At 51.1% G+C, this 17,622-nt stretch carries 17 protein-coding genes; 7 read left to right on the top strand and 10 right to left on the bottom strand.

Annotated elements, in window-relative coordinates:
• Window positions 1–31: 31 nt before the first annotated feature.
• Window positions 32–916 carry a LysR family transcriptional regulator gene (locus tag PAEVO_RS20575; protein ID WP_100539207.1) on the bottom strand — a complete coding sequence of 295 codons (885 nt, stop codon included), beginning with the start codon at window positions 914–916 and terminating at the stop codon, window positions 32–34.
• 209 nt (window positions 917–1,125) lie between these two features.
• Between PAEVO_RS20575 and PAEVO_RS20580 the strand changes: the two genes are divergently transcribed.
• Window positions 1,126–2,406, top strand: coding sequence for an adenylosuccinate synthase (locus PAEVO_RS20580; protein WP_100539208.1), 1,281 nt, complete (start codon window positions 1,126–1,128; stop codon window positions 2,404–2,406).
• Here PAEVO_RS20580 and PAEVO_RS20585 read toward each other — a convergent pair.
• The gene (locus PAEVO_RS20585) at window positions 2,393–3,145 is read right to left on the bottom strand and encodes an alpha/beta fold hydrolase (RefSeq protein WP_100539209.1); all 753 of its coding nucleotides are present in this window, start codon (window positions 3,143–3,145) and stop codon (window positions 2,393–2,395) included. The two genes, PAEVO_RS20580 and PAEVO_RS20585, sit on opposite strands and share 14 nt — an antisense overlap.
• Before the next feature lie 148 nt (window positions 3,146–3,293).
• On the opposite strand from PAEVO_RS20585, the gene PAEVO_RS20590 reads away from it, so the two are divergent.
• Both PAEVO_RS20590 and PAEVO_RS20595 read left to right on the top strand, forming a co-directional pair.
• Entirely contained in the window at window positions 3,294–4,235 is a 942-nt protein-coding gene (locus PAEVO_RS20590) for a helix-turn-helix transcriptional regulator (RefSeq protein ID WP_100539210.1), read from the top strand.
• Window positions 4,236–4,280: 45 nt separating this feature from the next.
• The gene (locus PAEVO_RS20595; RefSeq protein ID WP_100539211.1) at window positions 4,281–5,114 is read left to right on the top strand and encodes a nucleotidyltransferase domain-containing protein; all 834 of its coding nucleotides are present in this window, start codon (window positions 4,281–4,283) and stop codon (window positions 5,112–5,114) included.
• 11 nt (window positions 5,115–5,125) lie between these two features.
• Here PAEVO_RS20595 and PAEVO_RS20600 read toward each other — a convergent pair whose 3' ends face one another.
• The gene (locus tag PAEVO_RS20600) at window positions 5,126–5,899 is read right to left on the bottom strand and encodes an SDR family NAD(P)-dependent oxidoreductase (protein WP_100539212.1); all 774 of its coding nucleotides are present in this window, start codon (window positions 5,897–5,899) and stop codon (window positions 5,126–5,128) included.
• A 92-nt stretch (window positions 5,900–5,991) separates the two neighbouring features.
• Entirely contained in the window at window positions 5,992–6,450 is a 459-nt protein-coding gene (locus PAEVO_RS20605) for a chemotaxis protein CheX (RefSeq protein WP_071222422.1), read from the bottom strand.
• A 418-nt stretch (window positions 6,451–6,868) separates the two neighbouring features.
• On the opposite strand from PAEVO_RS20605, the gene PAEVO_RS20610 reads away from it, so the two are divergent.
• Window positions 6,869–7,771 (top strand): LysR family transcriptional regulator, encoded by a 903-nt coding sequence (locus PAEVO_RS20610; RefSeq protein ID WP_071222421.1) that lies wholly within the window; start codon window positions 6,869–6,871, stop codon window positions 7,769–7,771.
• Window positions 7,772–7,824: 53 nt separating this feature from the next.
• Window positions 7,825–8,634 (top strand): histidinol-phosphatase, encoded by an 810-nt coding sequence (locus tag PAEVO_RS20615; protein ID WP_100539213.1) that lies wholly within the window; start codon window positions 7,825–7,827, stop codon window positions 8,632–8,634.
• 232 nt (window positions 8,635–8,866) lie between these two features.
• Here PAEVO_RS20615 and PAEVO_RS20620 read toward each other — a convergent pair whose 3' ends face one another.
• Window positions 8,867–9,775, bottom strand: a complete 909-nt coding sequence (locus PAEVO_RS20620; RefSeq protein WP_100539214.1) for a metallophosphoesterase — start codon at window positions 9,773–9,775, stop codon at window positions 8,867–8,869.
• 97 nt (window positions 9,776–9,872) lie between these two features.
• Between PAEVO_RS20620 and PAEVO_RS20625 the strand changes: the two genes are divergently transcribed.
• On the top strand, window positions 9,873–11,252 hold the full coding sequence (locus PAEVO_RS20625) for an aldehyde dehydrogenase (RefSeq protein ID WP_100539215.1): 1,380 nt from the start codon (window positions 9,873–9,875) through the stop codon (window positions 11,250–11,252).
• Window positions 11,253–11,324: 72 nt separating this feature from the next.
• Here PAEVO_RS20625 and PAEVO_RS20630 read toward each other — a convergent pair whose 3' ends face one another.
• The 5 genes from PAEVO_RS20630 to PAEVO_RS20650 form a co-directional block, all read right to left on the bottom strand.
• Window positions 11,325–12,011: a potassium channel family protein gene (locus tag PAEVO_RS20630; RefSeq protein ID WP_100539216.1), complete on the bottom strand. Its 687-nt coding sequence runs from the start codon at window positions 12,009–12,011 to the stop codon at window positions 11,325–11,327.
• A 215-nt stretch (window positions 12,012–12,226) separates the two neighbouring features.
• Window positions 12,227–13,027 carry an AAC(3) family N-acetyltransferase gene (locus PAEVO_RS20635; protein ID WP_100539528.1) on the bottom strand — a complete coding sequence of 267 codons (801 nt, stop codon included), beginning with the start codon at window positions 13,025–13,027 and terminating at the stop codon, window positions 12,227–12,229.
• 115 nt (window positions 13,028–13,142) lie between these two features.
• Window positions 13,143–13,907 carry a succinate dehydrogenase iron-sulfur subunit gene (sdhB, locus tag PAEVO_RS20640; protein WP_076324823.1) on the bottom strand — a complete coding sequence of 255 codons (765 nt, stop codon included), beginning with the start codon at window positions 13,905–13,907 and terminating at the stop codon, window positions 13,143–13,145.
• Window positions 13,908–13,926: 19 nt separating this feature from the next.
• Window positions 13,927–15,669 (bottom strand): succinate dehydrogenase flavoprotein subunit, encoded by a 1,743-nt coding sequence (sdhA, locus tag PAEVO_RS20645; protein ID WP_076324824.1) that lies wholly within the window; start codon window positions 15,667–15,669, stop codon window positions 13,927–13,929.
• 16 nt (window positions 15,670–15,685) lie between these two features.
• Entirely contained in the window at window positions 15,686–16,354 is a 669-nt protein-coding gene (locus PAEVO_RS20650) for a succinate dehydrogenase cytochrome b558 subunit (protein ID WP_100539217.1), read from the bottom strand.
• 348 nt (window positions 16,355–16,702) lie between these two features.
• On the opposite strand from PAEVO_RS20650, the gene PAEVO_RS20655 reads away from it, so the two are divergent.
• On the top strand, window positions 16,703–17,620 hold the full coding sequence (locus tag PAEVO_RS20655; protein ID WP_100539218.1) for a LysR family transcriptional regulator: 918 nt from the start codon (window positions 16,703–16,705) through the stop codon (window positions 17,618–17,620).
• Window positions 17,621–17,622: the final 2 nt, after the last annotated feature.

Consider the following 17,622-nt stretch of genomic DNA (forward strand, 5'->3'; position numbering starts at 1 on the left):
GCCATTCGAATAGGCACGGTCACCCGTCTGTTTAAGGCAAAAGAGAAAGAAACGACTTGGCGGCAGAAGATAGCGGAATACCCCGAAGCGTTGCAATTCCTATGCTGCGCTCGGGAATCGGCGGATAGAGCGGCACCTCGATCAGCTGACCTGCTTGCAATTCCTCGTTAGCATAGTCGCGGATGACAAAAGCCAATCCAAAGCCGCTCCGGGCAAACTGAACCAGCAGCTCAATGCTGCCCAGCTCGAACTCGGGTTTGAGCGTGACGCCCTGCAGCTCGGCATATTGATCGACATACATTCTTGTACTCCCGCCCCTCTCCAGCATAAGCAGCGGGTAGTTCTGGATATCACGCAGGGACAACGGGTGCTGTAACTGGGTCCGTTCCGCAAATGACTTACCGGCAACTAAGCAATCATGGATCGGGGAACTGGCCCGAAAATCGATTTGTTTATCGGAGGCCGGTAAATGAACGATGCCAAAATCAATCTTCCCTTCCTTGAGAAGGGTCAACGTTTCCGGGGTTGTGCGGTTGGAGATACGGATGCGAATATCCGGATAGGTGGCGTGGAAATACTCCAAATGCGGGAGCAAATAATACTTGCACAGCGTATCGCTTGCTCCAATATTGATTTCGCCGCTATGCAAATTATGCATGTCCGCAATCGCCTTCTCCCCGATCTCGATAAAGCTGAAGGCCTGCTCGATATAGCGAAACAGCACATCACCCTCCGACGTGAGTTTAACACCCTTGGTTGTCCGAAAGAACAGTGGTCCTCCGATCGTTCCCTCCAAATGCTTAATGGTATGGCTGACGGCCGGCTGGGTGATATGCAGGTGTTCCGCTGCCCTCGATAAACTGCCGAGCCGTGCAGTCCAATAAAAGACACGATACCACTCCATATTGATTTCCATCATGATGACCTCGATTTTATCGAATAATAACGGGAACCTTTATTGAAAGATCAACTTAGAATTCATCCGTTATCCGTATTCTTCTCTACAGAATCGTATAACATAAATGAAACTAATGTCTACTATTACTAATATCAATTTTATTTATGATAATTTTACTCATATAATGAGCCCTGTAAAAGAAAAAGACCGTAGGAGGCGAACACGTTTTGACAGTCACAGCCATAGTAGGAGCCAATTGGGGAGATGAAGGCAAAGGAAAAATGACGGATGTTCTTGCCGCGCAATCGTCGTATGTCGTTCGATTTCAGGGAGGAAGCAATGCAGGGCATACCATTATTAACGATTTTGGGAAGTTTTCTCTGCATATGCTGCCGTCAGGTGTATTCTATCCAAACGTAACGAATATCATCGGTCCAGGAACGGCTTTGGATATGGAGGTATTGATCAAGGAGCTGCAGGAGCTGGAAGCAAGAAATGTCCCCGCCCCCAAACTGTTTATATCGGAGCGCGCCCAAGTCGTGCTTCCGATTCATCGGCTGCTGGATGAACTGGAAGAGGAACGGCTCGGTGCCCGGGGATTCGGTTCTACGAAACGCGGGATCGCACCATTCTATGCGGATAAATATGCAAAGCTGGGCATTCAGGTCGCCGATCTGTTCCACCCCGAGCGACTTCGTGAACGGCTCGAGCAGATGCTCGCCATCAAGAACGTGCAGCTGCAGCATCTGTACGGGAGAAATCCGCTAAGTGTTGATGAGATGGTCAATCAACTGTTGGAGTCCTTCCAGTTCCTGTCTTCGTATATCGAGGATACCACCACGCTGCTGCAGCAAGCTTATATGAAAGGCGATCCTATCCTCGTAGAGGGCCAATTAGGGGCACTGCGGGACCCGGATCACGGGATCTACCCGTTCTCCACCTCCTCCTCCACGCTGGCAGGTTATGCACCGGTCGGAGCAGGACTGCCGCCGTACGCCATCAGCCAAGTCATTGCTGTGGTTAAGGCTTATTCAAGCTGTGTCGGCGCTGGCCCTTTCGTGACCGAGCTGCATGGAGATGAAGCGGAGGAACTCCGCCGCCTTGGCGGCGATGCAGGCGAATACGGGGCTACGACCGGCCGGCCGAGACGAATGGGATGGTTTGATACGGTAGCCACCCGTTACGGCTGCATGGTGCAGGGAGCTACCGAAGCCGTTCTCACCACCCTTGACGTCCTGGGGTATCTGGATGACATTCCCGTCTGCGTTGGCTACGAGTTAGAGGACGGAAGCATCATCGACCATTTTCCGGTAACGGCCGATCTGCAGTCTGCCAAGCCTGTTCTGAGAACACTGAAGGGCTGGACGTGCGACCTGTCGCACATCCGATCCTTTGACGAGCTCCCGGAAGCCGCACAGCAATATGTGCAGTTCATTGAATCATCCATTGGCGTTCCCATTAAGACAATTTCCGTCGGACCAAGACGGGATCAGATTATGATGAGATAACCGGGTAACGGCTGGCTTTCAGTTGATTTACGAAGCCTTCCAGAATCCGCTGGACTCCACGGGGATCACTCAGCATAGGCAGATGGCCGGTGCTAAGGCTCTCCACCCCATCGGCAATCAGATTGGCTATCATGCTTTCCTGCACGGATAATCCGAACTCTTTGTCTTGGGTGAGCTTCACATAAAGCTTCGGCACATCGGGAATAGACGCTTGAACGCGATCCGTATAGACTTTGCGGGATTCCGGAACAAACTCCGCTACGATTCGGGAGGCCTGCTCCTCCGGCAAATCACTGCACAGCCCAGTACGGATTGCGAATTCAGGCGGCTTCGTGCCTGCCGTTCTTAAGATGATCGGCATGATGACCCTTTGGGGAAACGGAAGCGCCGAAACAAACGAACCGCCGCGCTTAGGAATGGCCGCACCGATGGCAACAAAGCCGGCAACACGGTCGCCTAACCGGGATGCCAGGTCCATAGCCAAAACCCCGCCCAGGGAATGGGCCACAATGACAAACTTGTTCGTCCCCCACGCTCTCACCTGCTCCGTCATATGGTTTACGTAATCCTCCAGCCCCAAATGATGTCCGGAAATCACATTCCGATCCCGCAACGGATATTCCACTTTCAGACACGGATGACTCAGCCCTTCCACCACGAAATCCCATATTCCTCCGTTCAATCCTGCTCCATAAATAAAAACAAATCCCAGCTCTTCTTTTAACATTTCTTGTTTCATTCTATCTTCTCCTCCCATAATGGACCCCGTTCCAAGGATTCAGCGTGAACCCTTGCTTCTTGAGAACATCATATCGTTTAAATAAGACAAATATTGTCTTATTTAAAGAATAAGATAAAATAAATGATACAGAGACGGAGGTTTGCCCATGCAAAAATCACAGCGCCTGATTCAATTAATGATGATGATCAATGCAAAAAAATCGTTTACCGTAAAAGAGCTGGCCGATGAATTCGGTCTCTCCGTCAGAACCCTTTCAAGAGATTTGGATGAGCTGAGCGGGCTCGGCGTTCCCATCTACTCTGTGCAAGGTCGGGGGGGCGGCTACAGATTGCTGCAGGAGCGGATGCTGCCGCCGATCAGTTTTACGGAAAGCGAAGCGATCGCCATCTTTTTTGCCTGCCAATCCCTAAGCTATTTCAGTACGCTGCCATTCGGTGACGGAGCCGCCACGGCGCTCCACAAGTTCTATCATTATTTGCCGGCAGATACCAAGGAGCAGATCGATCGTCTTAAGGATCGCGTAATGATTCACAGTCCATTCCGTGCGATGTCCACCGAGATTTTACAAACGCTAATGGAAGCCGTCATGGTTCGGCAAGCGGTCACCATCTCCTATCGATCATCCGCCGGAAGCAGCCAGCGGCATATTCAGCCAATCGGTTTGTATGCTAGCTCGGGTTACTGGTATTGTCCGGCCTACTGCTTCACTCAAGAGGATATCAGACAGTTCAGAGTCGACCGGATCCTTGCGGCCAGTCCCAATGCGTCCATAGCAATCCGTGAAGATATCGCCAGCCAAACGCTTCGTGACATACCGGAAAACCGGGATGGGGAAATGAAGCCGTTTGAGGTACAATTAACTTCTAAAGGGGTTTGGCTGCTTGAAACGGATACTCGCCTCGGTCCCCATATCCATAAATACAAGGATGGCAGCGGAGTCGTTCAGCTTGAAATACCAGCGACCGACGTCATCTTCTATTCGGACTATGTGTGGCGTCTCGGAGAGGAAGCAACCATCCTCTCGCCAGCTGAAGCGGTTCAATGGACCCGGGAGAAAATTGAATCCATGAGGCTAAGGTATACATAAGGGGAGATCGATTCCGTATGAAACATATAAAGGAGGAGAACATGCATGACTTCACAAGTAGATCGTTTGATTCAACGGATAACGGAAGAACTTCGGGAGGTTCCCGGCGTTATAGGGGTCGTACTCGGGGGATCCAGAGCCAGAGGAACCGCCAAACCGGATTCCGATATCGATATCGGCATTTATTACGATGAATCACAAGGATTCAAGGTGGAGAACATCGCTAGGGTGGCACAGAAATTAGATGACGAGCATCGGGATGGGATTATCACTTCATTAGGCGAATGGGGTGCCTGGGTTAACGGGGGAGGATGGTTAGTGATCGAGGGTTATCATGTGGATTTCTTATTCCGTGATGTACACCGCGTGTCCAGCATCATCGACGACGGTTCCGCAGGCTTGGTGTCAGCCCATTACCAAACCGGACATCCGCATGCCTATCTGAATGTGATGTATATGGGGGAACTTGCGATTTGTCGTATACTCTCAGATTCGGATAACCGAATACAGACCTTGAAAGCCAAAACGGCTCCCTATCCAAAAGCATTAAAGGATGCGATGGTCGGCTTCTTTACCTTCGAAGCATCCTTCTCCTTGATGCTTGCGGATAAAACAGCTGCCAGCGATGATATCACTTATGTTACCGGTCACTGCTTCCGCTGCATTTCGTGCTTGAATCAAGTGCTGTTTGCCAAAAACGAGTTGTACTGCATCAATGAGAAGCGTGCGGTAGCCATGATCGAAACCTTTCCCATCAAGCCGGCAAATTACAAGCAACGCTTGGACCAGGTAATCACACTGCTCTCATCCGATACAGAAAAAACAAAACAAGCCACTGCACTGCTTCAGGAGCTTGTTGCCGAAACCGAAGCGTTGTAGCGCCGCAGCCGTTATTTCTTATTCATCCATTTGTAAGACACGCGGTCGGCAAACCTCGGAAACAGTTGGTACAGCCTTATGCCCAATGAGGCCAGCCTCGGAAGATTGAGTTCTTCCTTGCGCTTTTTCACCAGCTTCACGACCTGATCCGCAACATACTCGGCCTTCATCATAAACCAGCTCACATTGTTGACATAACCGCCTGTCGGATCTGCCAAGGAAAAGAACGGGGTATCAATGGGGCCAGGGTTTACAGTAGATACGGTTATGCCCGTGTTCCGCAGCTCCTGCCGGAGTGAATTGCTGAACCCAAGCACGGCATGCTTGGTGGCCGAATAGGCGGTGGATTTGGCCGTTCCGATTTTTCCGGCCATGGACGCAATGTTGACGATTTGGCCGTCCCCCCGCTTCAGCATCCCCGGCAGCACAGCTTGCGTACAGCGCACGATGCCCATATAATTGACGTCCATCATGTCCTGAAACTCTTCTTGACGCATGTCCATAATAGCTTCGAACTTGCCGTAGCCGGCATTGTTAATCAGCACGTCGATTCTGCCATGGCGGCTAAGAAGGCCTTCCATGACAGACTGCACCTGCTTGGGGCTCTGAACATCCATGGTTGCAAGCTCATGGGGGCCTGGTATTCGCGCACCCACCTCCTGCAGACGTTCTGCCGAACGGCCGCACAGAACCACGTATGCTCCTTCCGCAGAAAGCTTCTCCGCGATCAAGGCGCCGATTCCGCTGGATGCTCCCGTAACGACGATAACTTTATTTTTCAGCATGATTTCATATCCCTTTCTTCGCCGGCACAGCTCTCGATTCCTTAACATTAAAGAGCCTTACATACACGGGCATTGGGTTCGTTACTCCTATTTTATGAAATCATGACTTGAATATCCAGCTCTCCGATTCCTTCCATTCTCAGCGGAATACAAAGTGCCTTCTTCTGGATAAGACTGGATGTGCTATCCGACTTCATGACTTTGGGAGGCGTAATATCCACGCTGACGCCCTGGTTCGATAAAATGGTGCTGGCATTGCCGCTGATCATGTTGCCGAGCTCCGAAATCGCACTTTGTCCCATCTCATCCATCTCGGTAATGACATAGCCGCCCATCATCACCGATACCATCTGCAGGGCTACCTGCTCCTGAATTCCAAATACAATGTCACCGTTCATTTGGCCTGTCATGCCGATTTGGATCCAGATATGATTCTCCAAATATCCGATCTCTTTGACCCCAAGATTCCCCGTGGAAGGTGAAACCTGTATGACTTGTTCGATCACGTGTCGTGCGGACTCTAAAAAAGGATTGATGACTTCCGCTTTCATTCCTCATTACGCCCCTTTCACTGGGTTGTTGGTCAGGGTCCCAAAGTCCCACCTATATATTTAAACATTATAATGGATACCTTGTAATAAATCATCACAAAATAGCGACAGCCCTCATTCCAACAACTGTCCTGCCATGTCAGCTATCGCTTGAAACGCTTTAGTACGAAGATAATCCTTTCGCTTAAACGGGCCTTTGGTCTCACCTTTTTTCTATGTCTACTTTACTATTATCGGAAGGTTTCCCCATCTTTTAATAATAATTAAATGGAAATTAAAATGTTTTTCATCTTTTTATCCGAAAACCGCTATGTTTTCCCCCTTCGTTGCTCCACCGGGAAGAATAACCTATAATTTAAATCATACAGATTGCACGCGATAGATGAGCGGAAGAATATATCAAGTAAGGAGGAAGGCTATGAACATCAGCCAATTGGAAACGCTTATTACCATCTCCAAAACGATGAGCTTTCGCAAAGCGGGAGAGCTTCTTAATCTGACACAACCGGCGGTATCCGCCCAGATCAAGAGCCTGGAGGAAGAATTTAAAACGGTGCTGGTGGACCGGAGTCAGCCCGTGACGTTAACCGACCGGGGTCAGGTCTTCGTGGACCATGCCGAACAGATCCTCGGGATCGTGGATGAGCTGAAGCAGCGGCTATCCGACCTTGATCAAACTCCCCAGGGCCATATTCAGCTGGGTACAACCACTTCCATAGCGATTCAGATCCTGCCACGGGTACTTTCCTACTTCCAGGATCAATTCCCTCACATTAAAACAACCATTCAATCCATGGCCTCTTCACAAATCTACCACAGCGTGGAGAACGGTCTCATCGACATCGGGATCGGCTATCTGATCGAGCGGAATCCCAACTTAAGCACATCCATTCTGTACTACGATACCTTTGAGCTTGTCGTATCCCCTCAGCATCCGCTAGCCAAACTCTCCACAGCAAGCATGGATGTGCTGGGCGGAACCCCTCTCATTCTGCTAACGCGTGACACCGTCGGCCGCCGCTTCGCAGATGACGTGATGAAGAAACACGGCATTGAGCCGCAGGTTGTTATGGAACTGTCAAGCAGTGAAGAAATTAAACGGATGGTCGAGATCAATTTGGGCGCAGCGATTATATCGAAGCAGTCCGTGGCGACGGAGCTGCGCAACGGCACCCTGCAGATTGTTCCCCTGAGCGAGCTTGAAGTCAGCCACCCTGTCGGCGTAATCTATAAGAGCGGACGATACGTCAGCTCCGCTATGCGTCAATTCCTCAGTGATTTGAAAGGCATGCCCGAGACACAGTTCATCAGCAGCGAATAACGCTTCATCCATCCTAGAATAATAACCAATCAAGCGATATGAAGGAGGTCAACATGAAATTTGATCTGCACACCCATCATTTCCGCTGCGGCCACGCAGACGGCAACATTCGAGATTATATCGAGGCTGCGATTGCGGCAGATTTACAGGTGATTGGAATCTCGGACCACACTCCATACTTCGGGAGCCCGGAAGAGCAGCCCTTTCCGGCCATCTCCATGGCCAAAGCGGATTTTGCGGGGTACGTACAAGAAGTTCTGGACTTAAAGCGGGAATATGAAGGGAAAATCAAAGTCCTGCTGGGCATTGAATCCGATTATTTTCCGAATCATGCCCAGGTTTATCAGCAGGCGTTAACGGCCTACCCTTTTGACTACATCATCGGCTCCATCCATCACGTCAGGGATGTCAGCATCTTCAACAAAAACCGCTGGAAGAAACTGACCCAGCAGCAGCAGGTTGCCGATAAAGAGGAATACTTCAATCTGATCCGCCAATCCGCACGAAGCGGAATGTTCCAGATCATCGCCCATATGGATGCCATGAAGGGTAATTATCCGCTCTTCTCCGAAATCAAGGCCGACGAAGCGATCGAGGAAACCTTGAAAGTCATCGCGGAATCGGGCCTGGCAATCGAGATCAACACTTCCGGAAAAACCAAGCTGTGCGGGGGCTGGTATCCATCGGGCGCCATCTTGGAGGTCGCGCATCATCACGGCGTTGACGTCACCTTCGGCTCCGACGCCCACAAACCGTCACGGGTCGGAGATGAATTTGACGAAGTGGCCAAAGTGCTCAAAGAAATCGGATACACGGAATGGGTATACTTCGAACAAAAACAGAAGGTGACCGTACCTCTTTAATGGGGTACACCTCCTTCTGTTTTTTGTATTTACATAGGAAGCACAGCAAAATAGGCAAAAAAAAGTGGACCCGTTACCGGGTCCAAAACATAATATATATTCTCAAAAGGGGGTCATGTGATAAGTTTAACCCGCGGCTGTTAGAGTTTGATAACAGGTATATTTCATTTGTGTAACAAATTCCAAGTGATCCTATCATCTTGAAATATTCAGATCATATCGTTCATTCCCCTCATGCCATAGAGCGCAAGGTGAGCACGGTAAGCTCCGGTTTGCATAAGAAACGAAAAGGCAGCTGCGTCGTGCCGATTCCCCTGTTTACATAAAGCAGCATGCCTTGCGAGCCGATGGTATATAGACCTTGCACATAACGCTTTGCACCGGGCGGCGTGATCACCTCGCCCACCCAGGGCAAACGGATCTGCCCCCCATGGCTGTGTCCCGACAGCTGGAGATGGAATGAATAGGCTGCCGTTGTGTCTGCATAATCCGGCTCGTGCATCAGCAGCAGCTTGAACATCCCGTCGGGTAAATCCTGAATGGCTGCTTCCGGATCCGGCTGGCCCCAGAAAACATCGTCCAAACCTGCCACAGCGATGACGGCACCATCCCGCCTCAGCTTCACGGCGGTGTTCCGCAGCACCTGAAATCCGGCCTCTTCCTCCAGTGAGATCAGTGTCTCCACGTCCCCGTAATCATGGTTACCCAATATGGAAAATAAGCCGAGAGGGGCTTTCAGCTCGGTGAACGGTTGAATGGCAGCCCTCATATCCTCTGTATTGCCGTCCACCATATCCCCTGTGAAACAGATCATGTCCGGTTGCTCGTGTTGAATGGCCTGTACCACACGGGCCACGTCTTTTGCCCCGGTGTGAAAGCCCAGATGCATATCGCTAAACTGAACGATCTTCGTCCCGTCAAAAGCCTTAGGCAGTGAAGGAAGCGCCAAAGTCAGTCTTTTAACGTCCAATTGACGAGGCTCCCATAAAGATGCGTAAGCCCCGCCTGCAACGCCTACGCCGACCACGGCGGAAACACCGATCTTCAGAAATTGGCGGCGCGACATCTTCGTCTGCATGACTTCTCGCTTTGCCCCGTCATGGGCTTTGTCATGGGGAGCTGCCGAGGATGGATTTCTCATAGGTGGACATCCTCCTATATAATAATAAAAGAGTATAAGTTTTAACGGCCTTACGGTTATTCATATATATGGAATAGCAAGGGAAAGGGGTTTATGTATGACTGTTAACGATTCGATCGCTGCATTAGTTTCAGCTCAGCGGCATTTTTTTCATAAAGACATCACCAAGGAAGTGGATTTCCGTCTGCAGCAGCTGACCAGGCTGCGCCAAGTTCTGATTGCCAGGGAAAACGATATCATCGAGGCCCTTCGCAAAGACTTGAACAAAAGTGAGCAGGAAGCCTTTACGACCGAGATCGGGATTGTCTACAAGGAGCTTTCCTTTATCATAAAAAATCTGAAGCGTTGGGCCAAGCCGCAGCGAGTCAAAACCGCATTGACGCATATAGGCAGCAAGGGAATGGTCTACGCTGAACCCTACGGAACGGTATTGATTATTGCTCCCTGGAATTATCCTTGGCAATTGGCCATCTCTCCGCTGATCGGAGCTTTGGCCGCCGGGAACACCGCGATTGTAAAACCCTCCGAGCTGACACCCAACGTATCCGGACTCATTACGTCCATCATCACGGAGACGTTTGAGCCGCAATACGTGGCTTCGGTGGAGGGAGGACCTGAGGTAAGCACGAGCCTGCTGGAGCAGCCGATGGATTATATATTCTTTACCGGCAGTACCCATGTCGGCAAAATCGTCATGGAAGCCGCCGCCAAGCAGTTGATCCCGGTGACGCTAGAGCTTGGAGGCAAAAGCCCCTGTATCGTCCACGAGGATGCCCCCCTGGCCCTGGCGGCTTCACGTATCGCATTCGGCAAATATACAAATGCCGGCCAAACCTGCGTTGCGCCGGATTATGTTCTTGTACACAGCAAGGTGAAGGAGAAGTTCATCGCGCACCTGAAAGACGCCATCACTTCGTTCTACGGCGAGAACCCCCTAACCAATCCCGACTATGGGCGCATTGTTTCGGAGAAGCATTTTGACCGGCTGTCCGGATTTCTGAACAACGGAACCCTGCGCCATGGCGGGAGCATCTCAAAGGAACGTTTGCTCATCGAGCCCACCGTGCTGGACGATATCACTTGGGATATGCCGGTCATGGAAGAAGAGATTTTCGGCCCGCTGTGTCCGATCCTGACTTATGATGATGTACACGAAGCTGTCCAAGCGATTCATCGCCGTCCCAAGCCGCTGGCGCTTTACCTGTTCACCGAGAATGAAGATGTTCAGGATTACGTACTCTCCTCGGTTTCTTTTGGCGGGGGATGTGTCAACGATACGCTGATGCATCTGGCCACTCCCTTCCTTCCATTCGGGGGTGTCGGCGAGAGCGGGATGGGCGCCTACCACGGGGAATACAGCTTCCATACCTTCTCCCATAAGAAGAGTGTGCTCAAGCAGACTAACCGATTCGATTTTAAATTCCGCTACCCTTCCAAGAACGGGCTAAGCATTCTGAAAAAGCTGATGAAACCGTAGCTTTAACTAAGACTTCGATCACTTGCCCATTTGAACAAATAATAAAGGCGCATCGTCAAAGATGCGCCTCTTTTACATGGATGAATGCTTTCTCCGATGCGGCTTATTGGCCTTGGACTTCTCTTCGCTGCCAGTCACATCCAAGCCGTCATCGCCGGGTGTAAAAATCCGGCGCAGCGTTCCCAGCATGGACAGCGCATACGCAACGGTAATGAAACTGAAGGCAATCTCTAACACCACGACAAGCCGTGACGTATTATCGACTGGGGCTACATCGCCATACCCGACGGTGACAAACGTCGCCATGCTGAAATACAGGAAGGTAATGAACTGGCTCAGCAAATCCTGGCCGATATTCTCGCCTTCGAAGGAAGTGCCTCCGAACAGCTTATAGATCGACATATACACCATCGTGAAAAACAAAACGCACATTCCCGCGGCCGTGCTGATCCGAACCAGGGTTGTTTTCATATCAACATGCCGATGGACGGAGTCTGCAATCTTGTCGAATATGTACAGCACATAGAAAATAACGGAGCATAATGCAAACAACAAGATCAGAGCACGCATGCCGCCTTCTCCAGGCACCACGTTCATCAGATCGATCCACCCCAGCAAATCTTCAACCGATACCAGGACATAAATGAGCAGTGGAGCAAGCAGCAAAGGCCTGCTGGACCACTTCTTGTCCATACTGTAGAACAAATATATCAACAACAGGAAGCCCGTCAAATTGAGCAGCCACATCCACCATGACATCTTCAAGTCCCTCCTTTGGCTTGAGGCCTGAAACTGCAGGCCGTACCATTACATCTTTATTACCCTTGTAACGGTATTTATGCACCTGGAGGTCGCTGGTAGTTGGCCCTTGCTCATCTAAATAAACGTTCATGCCCAACTGAATTTCATGTAAGAATAGCGTGCCAAAACACCTACAGCGTGTCGAACGAAAGCCGTCCAGCATGCGCTAGCATCTAACGGTTCTTCTCCAACCACTGCACGGCATGGTCCACCATGGCCCTTTGTTCTGCCAACACACAGCCTGCCTTTCCTATACGGCCATGCTTATATGCATCGGGGCATTGCGCTTCAAACGAGGCGCCAATCGCTTCAAAATCGTCGGAATGATAGTTGATATCCTGGAATGCCTCCCACTCGGTTGCGCCCTGCACCCTGCGTACTGGGGCGTGGGCGGTTACCACCTCCTTCCCTCCCCAATCCGCGCGGTATTCGCTAAGGTGGAAGGAAGTATTATTGCCATAGCTACTACCCAGCATAAGCACGTAGGCCCCCGCTTCGTATAAGCGTGCCAGCGGCGAGGCATCTCCCAAGCCGTAATCTAGCAGATGGGAGTGCATAAGTGCCTTCGCGTCCCTCCCGCGTGCTGCAAACGAAACATGGGGATGAAGGCTTCGAATGACCCCTTCTTGCTTACGGAACACTTCCGGTATGATCCCCATCCCTGTTGTGACGGTCAGATCCGGATCATAGGGAGGCATGTCCTCGCGGATCAAATCCCACCATTTCGGGTCGGCCGGAGGATTTCCCCATGTCTTCGGGTCGGTTAAGTTCGCAGACTGGGTCGGCATCACCAGCGTCCCTTCATCGCCCAGTACGTCTTCCAGGGCCAGTATAACCGCTTCCGGGCCGCCAACAATCCATCCGCCCACGCTCTTAAGCGAGGAATGGACCAGCAGAGTCATTCCCTTCCGTACGCCCAGAGCGACCAGGTCTTCGCTTATATCCTTTATCGTAATCGGTCTTTCGCTGATCAAGTGACTCACCTCAAATTCAAAATCTAAAAACACATCATTCCTATCATATAACAAAAAAAGCGCCTGTACCGAAGTCATGCCCCGGTCAGACGCCTTGGTGTTGAAGCTAAACCGATTAAACGCCAAGCCAGCGCTTAAACAGGTGTTTGGTTGTATCCTTGTTCATTTCCGCAATGGACGTCGTCAGCGGAATGCCCTTCGGACAAGAACGCACGCAGTTCTGCGAGTTGCCGCAGCCCTCAATGCCTCCGTCCTGCATCAGCGCTTCCAGACGCTCTTCCTTGTTCATCTCACCTGTCGGGTGAGCATTGAACAAGCGAACTTGGGAAATAGCGGCTGGTCCGATAAAGTCCGTTTTTTCGTTGACGTTCGGGCAAGCCTCAAGACATACGCCGCATGTCATGCATTTGGACAGCTCGTAAGCCCACTGACGCTTCTTCTCAGCCATTTTGGGTCCAGGGCCAAGGTCGTAGGTGCCATCGATTGGAATCCACGCCTTGACGCGCTTGAGCGCCGTGAACATGCGGCTGCGGTCGATCACCAAGTCTCTTACAACCGGGAATGTCTTCATCGGCTGAATCCGGATCGGCTGTTCCAGCTTATCGATCAGTGCCGCACACGCTTGGCGCGGTTTGCCGTTAATGACCATGGAGCAAGCTCCGCACACTTCTTCCAGGCAGTTGGAGTCCCAGCATACAGGTGCGGTTGTTTGGCCCTGTGCATTTTTGGGATTGCGCTGAATTTCCATCAGCGCACTAATGACGTTCATGCCGGGACGGTACGGAATTTCGAATTCCTCAGTATAGGATTTCGTCTCCGGATTGTCCTGACGTGTAATGATAAACTTAACGCTCTTTGAGGCGGCTGCCGTTTGAGACATCGTAAATCCCCCTTCCTTCTTACTTGTCTTTCGAATAGTCGCGAATACGCGGCGGGATTAAGGAAACATCCACTTCTTCATATGAAATCTGCGGTCCATCAGGCGTCCAGGTTGCTTTGGTTGTCTTGAGGAACTCCTCATCGTTACGATCAGGGAAATCCGGCTTGTAGTGAGCGCCACGGCTTTCGTTCCGGAGAAGCGCGCCCAGCGTCATGGCCTCGGACAGCTCCAGCATGTTCCACAGCTGACGCGTGAACGCCACGCCCTGGTTGTTCCAGCGGGAGGTATCCGTCATATTGATATTGCGGTAACGCTGCTTCAATTCCTTGATTTTGCCGATGGTAGCTTCAAGCTTGTCATTGTAGCGAACCACCGTCATGTTGTTGGTCATCCATTCGCCGAGCTCTTTATGGATCACATATGCATTCTCGGTTCCTTCCATCTTGAGCAGGCCTTCGTATTTGGTCGTTTGCTCTTTCGCTACGCGATCAAATACCGTGGAGGAAACATCCTCAGCTGACTTCTTCAGACCTTTGACATATTCAATCGCCTTCGGTCCGGCCACCATACCGCCGTAAATGGCGGAGACCAGAGAGTTCGCTCCCAGACGGTTCGCACCGTGATATTGATACTCGCATTCTCCGGCTGCAAACAGCCCTGGAATGTTCGTCATTTGGTTGTAATCGACCCACATGCCGCCCATGGAATAATGGACTGCCGGGAAGATCTTCATTGGAATTTTACGCGGATCGTCGCCCATGAATTTCTCATAAATTTCGATGATACCGCCAAGCTTCACATCCAGCTCTTTCGGATCTTTATGGGAGAGATCCAGGTAGACCATGTTCTCGCCATTGATGCCAAGTCCCATATCGACGCAGACGGAGAAGATTTCACGCGTAGCGATGTCGCGCGGCACCAGGTTTCCGTAAGCAGGGTATTTCTCTTCGAGGAAATACCAGGGCTTGCCGTCTTTATAGGTCCAGATCCGTCCGCCTTCACCGCGTGCCGATTCCGACATCAAGCGGAGCTTGTCATCGCCTGGAATGGCTGTCGGGTGAATCTGGATGAACTCGCCGTTGGCATAATGAACGCCTTGCTGATAAACGGCACTGGCCGCTGTTCCCGTGTTGATCACCGAGTTGGTCGTTTTTCCGAAAATAATACCAGGACCACCGCTTGCGAGAATGACGGCTTCAGCTTTGAACGCCTTGATCTCCATCGAGCGCAGATCCTGGGCAGCGATACCGCGGCACACGCCTTCGTCGTCGATGATCGCATTCAGGAACTCCCAGTTCTCGTACTTGGTCACAAGACCCGCGGTTTCCCAGCGGCGAACCTGCTCGTCAAGCGCATACAGCAGCTGTTGTCCGGTCGTTGCGCCGGCAAATGCGGTCCGGTGACGCTTCGTTCCGCCGAAACGGCGGAAATCAAGCAGGCCTTCCGGCGTACGGTTAAACATAACGCCCATGCGGTCCATCAAATGGATAATGCCCGGAGCCGCTTCACACATCGCTTTGACCGGAGGCTGATTCGCAAGGAAGTCGCCGCCGTACACCGTATCGTCAAAGTGCTCCCAAGGAGAGTCACCCTCACCTTTCGTATTCACGGCTCCATTGATGCCGCCTTGCGCACACACGGAGTGAGAGCGTTTAACAGGTACAAGCGAGAATAGATGAACGTGAGCTCCTGCTTCGGCCGCTTTGATGGTTGCCATCAGCCCGGCGAGGCCACCGCCCACTACAATAATATTAGATGCCATTTTTCGTTCACTCCCCTTAACTTAAGACTGTCTTAACTACATCGATCGCTGCTGTCGCCGCCTGGAATTCGGAACTGCGGAATGCTGTCATAGCCAGAACGAACAGCAAGCTCATCACTACGAACAAGCCCATGCAGATGTAAGTGGATACCTTCTGCGCGCGTGGACCGACGGTGATGCCCCAGCTAACGAGGAACGCCCACAGGCCGTTTGTAAAGTGGAAGGCTGCCGAAACAACGCCGATGACGTACAGAGTAAACAGAATCGGATTGTTCATGATGCCGTGCATCGTGGCGCCCAAATCGTCATGCGTGATTTTGCCGATCATGATTTGGAAACGCGTATCGTACATATGCCAGATAACAAAAACGAACGTAATAACACCGGTGATCCGTTGGATGGTGAAGCGGATGTTCCGTTCATAGTTGTAATTGCCCACGTTGTTATTCGCCTGGTAAGCGATGTATAACCCGTAGACACCGTGATATAGCAGTGGCAGCCAGATCAGGAACAGCTCGAGGAAAAATATCAACGGCATGCTGTTCAAAAAATGGACCGCGCTCGCGAAGCCTTCCTTTCCACCCTCGAAAGCCTTAAAGTTGGAAATCATATGGCTGAGCAAAAATGCCCCAAGCGGTATGACACCGAGTAAAGAATGCAGCTTTCTGGAATAATACCCTTTCATCAGTTGACGTTCCCCTTTCCAATGTGCAGCGTTTTCATTTTCAATCTTTCCTATTTTCAGAACAATTACACTTGCCCTGTCCTAAAGAAGGTTGTTCAAAAAGCCCGCTTTTGATCACGAAGTGAATCAGGAAGCCACTCGGCATCTAAACCGACCTTTATGAACACGCATTAACCGTTGCAACGACAAAAAGCTGCCTATTTCGGCATTCGTGTGAACAACTTGTGTCATGTTTCATGTTACTCCTTTTTTTCTTATAATGGAATTGCAATATAATTATTAATCGTTATAATCTATACGCATAAGCAATGTTTTGCACGCATGTCTATTTTATATAGGAGGAATTCCATGTTCGAAGAACTGGACATGTTCGCCGTCGTCGTAGAGCAATCCAGCATAAACCAAGCCTCCAAGCTGCTTAACTTGTCACAGCCAGCCCTGTCCCGAAAAATAGCCAAGCTGGAGGATCAGCTCGGGCTGCAGCTGTTCAACCGCCGGGGCAAACGACTGGAGCTTACCTCCATCGGGCAGATTGTGTACACTTTTGCCTTGGAGCAGAGACAGCAGCAGATCAAATTCATGCAGACTCTGGCCCATTACCGGGAGGGAGATCAGATCTCGATCAACCTGGGCGCCAGTCTGACCACCCTTCAGACTACCTTGCCCCCGCTGGTCAATGCCTTCATGGAGCGTCATCCGGCAGCGGAAATCAAGCTGATCACCGGCAAGACCCATGAAATCGTATCTTATGTAAGGGATAAACGGGTCGATGTCGGCATTGTCGCCTCCTCCATCAACCAGCCGGGCTTGAACTGCATCCCGCTGTTTGATGACCATCTGGAGCTTGTCATCCCGTCCTCACATCCGCTGGCGGAAATCGAGGATGTTGGCATCGAGCAGCTTCAAGGCTTGCCGATGATCATTTTCTCGACCGGAACCTGGTACCGCAAGCTGACGGATGACCTGTTCCACCGCTGGGGCATTATGCCGGATATCCGGATGGAGATCGACTCCTTCGAAGCAATCGTCAGGCTCATCCCGACCTGCAAGGCGGCCGCGCTGCTGCCCAAATCCTATCTGAGGCCGCAGCTGTTGTCCGATAACGGGCTTGTTGACATTCATATTCCGGCACTCATTGAAACCCGGCGAACGACTTCGCTGATCTACGGCCAGGCCTCGGAGCTGAGCAAGGCGGCCAGCCGCTGGATTGACGAAACGGAAATCCTGTTCCGTAAGCTCGAAGAGGATAAAATGAAGAAAACCTGACG

It is taken from the genome of Paenibacillus sp. GM2FR, assembly GCF_002803325.1.
Classification (GTDB): domain Bacteria; phylum Bacillota; class Bacilli; order Paenibacillales; family Paenibacillaceae; genus Paenibacillus_AQ; species Paenibacillus_AQ lautus.

Bases quoted from the DNA above. Each gene is read 5' to 3' on its own strand.
- PAEVO_RS20575 (WP_100539207.1), bottom strand. From the start codon at position 916: ATGGAAATCAATATGGAGTGGTATCGTGTCTTTTATTGGACTGCACGG.
- PAEVO_RS20585 (WP_100539209.1), bottom strand. From the start codon at position 3,145: ATGAAACAAGAAATGTTAAAAGAAGAGCTGGGATTTGTTTTTATTTAT.
- PAEVO_RS20590 (WP_100539210.1), top strand. From the start codon at position 3,294: ATGCAAAAATCACAGCGCCTGATTCAATTAATGATGATGATCAATGCA.
- PAEVO_RS20595 (WP_100539211.1), top strand. From the start codon at position 4,281: ATGACTTCACAAGTAGATCGTTTGATTCAACGGATAACGGAAGAACTT.
- PAEVO_RS20600 (WP_100539212.1), bottom strand. From the start codon at position 5,899: ATGCTGAAAAATAAAGTTATCGTCGTTACGGGAGCATCCAGCGGAATC.
- PAEVO_RS20605 (WP_071222422.1), bottom strand. From the start codon at position 6,450: ATGAAAGCGGAAGTCATCAATCCTTTTTTAGAGTCCGCACGACACGTG.
- PAEVO_RS20610 (WP_071222421.1), top strand. From the start codon at position 6,869: ATGAACATCAGCCAATTGGAAACGCTTATTACCATCTCCAAAACGATG.
- PAEVO_RS20615 (WP_100539213.1), top strand. From the start codon at position 7,825: ATGAAATTTGATCTGCACACCCATCATTTCCGCTGCGGCCACGCAGAC.
- PAEVO_RS20620 (WP_100539214.1), bottom strand. From the start codon at position 9,775: ATGAGAAATCCATCCTCGGCAGCTCCCCATGACAAAGCCCATGACGGG.
- PAEVO_RS20625 (WP_100539215.1), top strand. From the start codon at position 9,873: ATGACTGTTAACGATTCGATCGCTGCATTAGTTTCAGCTCAGCGGCAT.
- PAEVO_RS20630 (WP_100539216.1), bottom strand. From the start codon at position 12,011: ATGTCATGGTGGATGTGGCTGCTCAATTTGACGGGCTTCCTGTTGTTG.
- sdhB (WP_076324823.1), bottom strand. From the start codon at position 13,907: ATGTCTCAAACGGCAGCCGCCTCAAAGAGCGTTAAGTTTATCATTACA.
- sdhA (WP_076324824.1), bottom strand. From the start codon at position 15,669: ATGGCATCTAATATTATTGTAGTGGGCGGTGGCCTCGCCGGGCTGATG.
- PAEVO_RS20650 (WP_100539217.1), bottom strand. From the start codon at position 16,354: ATGAAAGGGTATTATTCCAGAAAGCTGCATTCTTTACTCGGTGTCATA.
- PAEVO_RS20655 (WP_100539218.1), top strand. From the start codon at position 16,703: ATGTTCGAAGAACTGGACATGTTCGCCGTCGTCGTAGAGCAATCCAGC.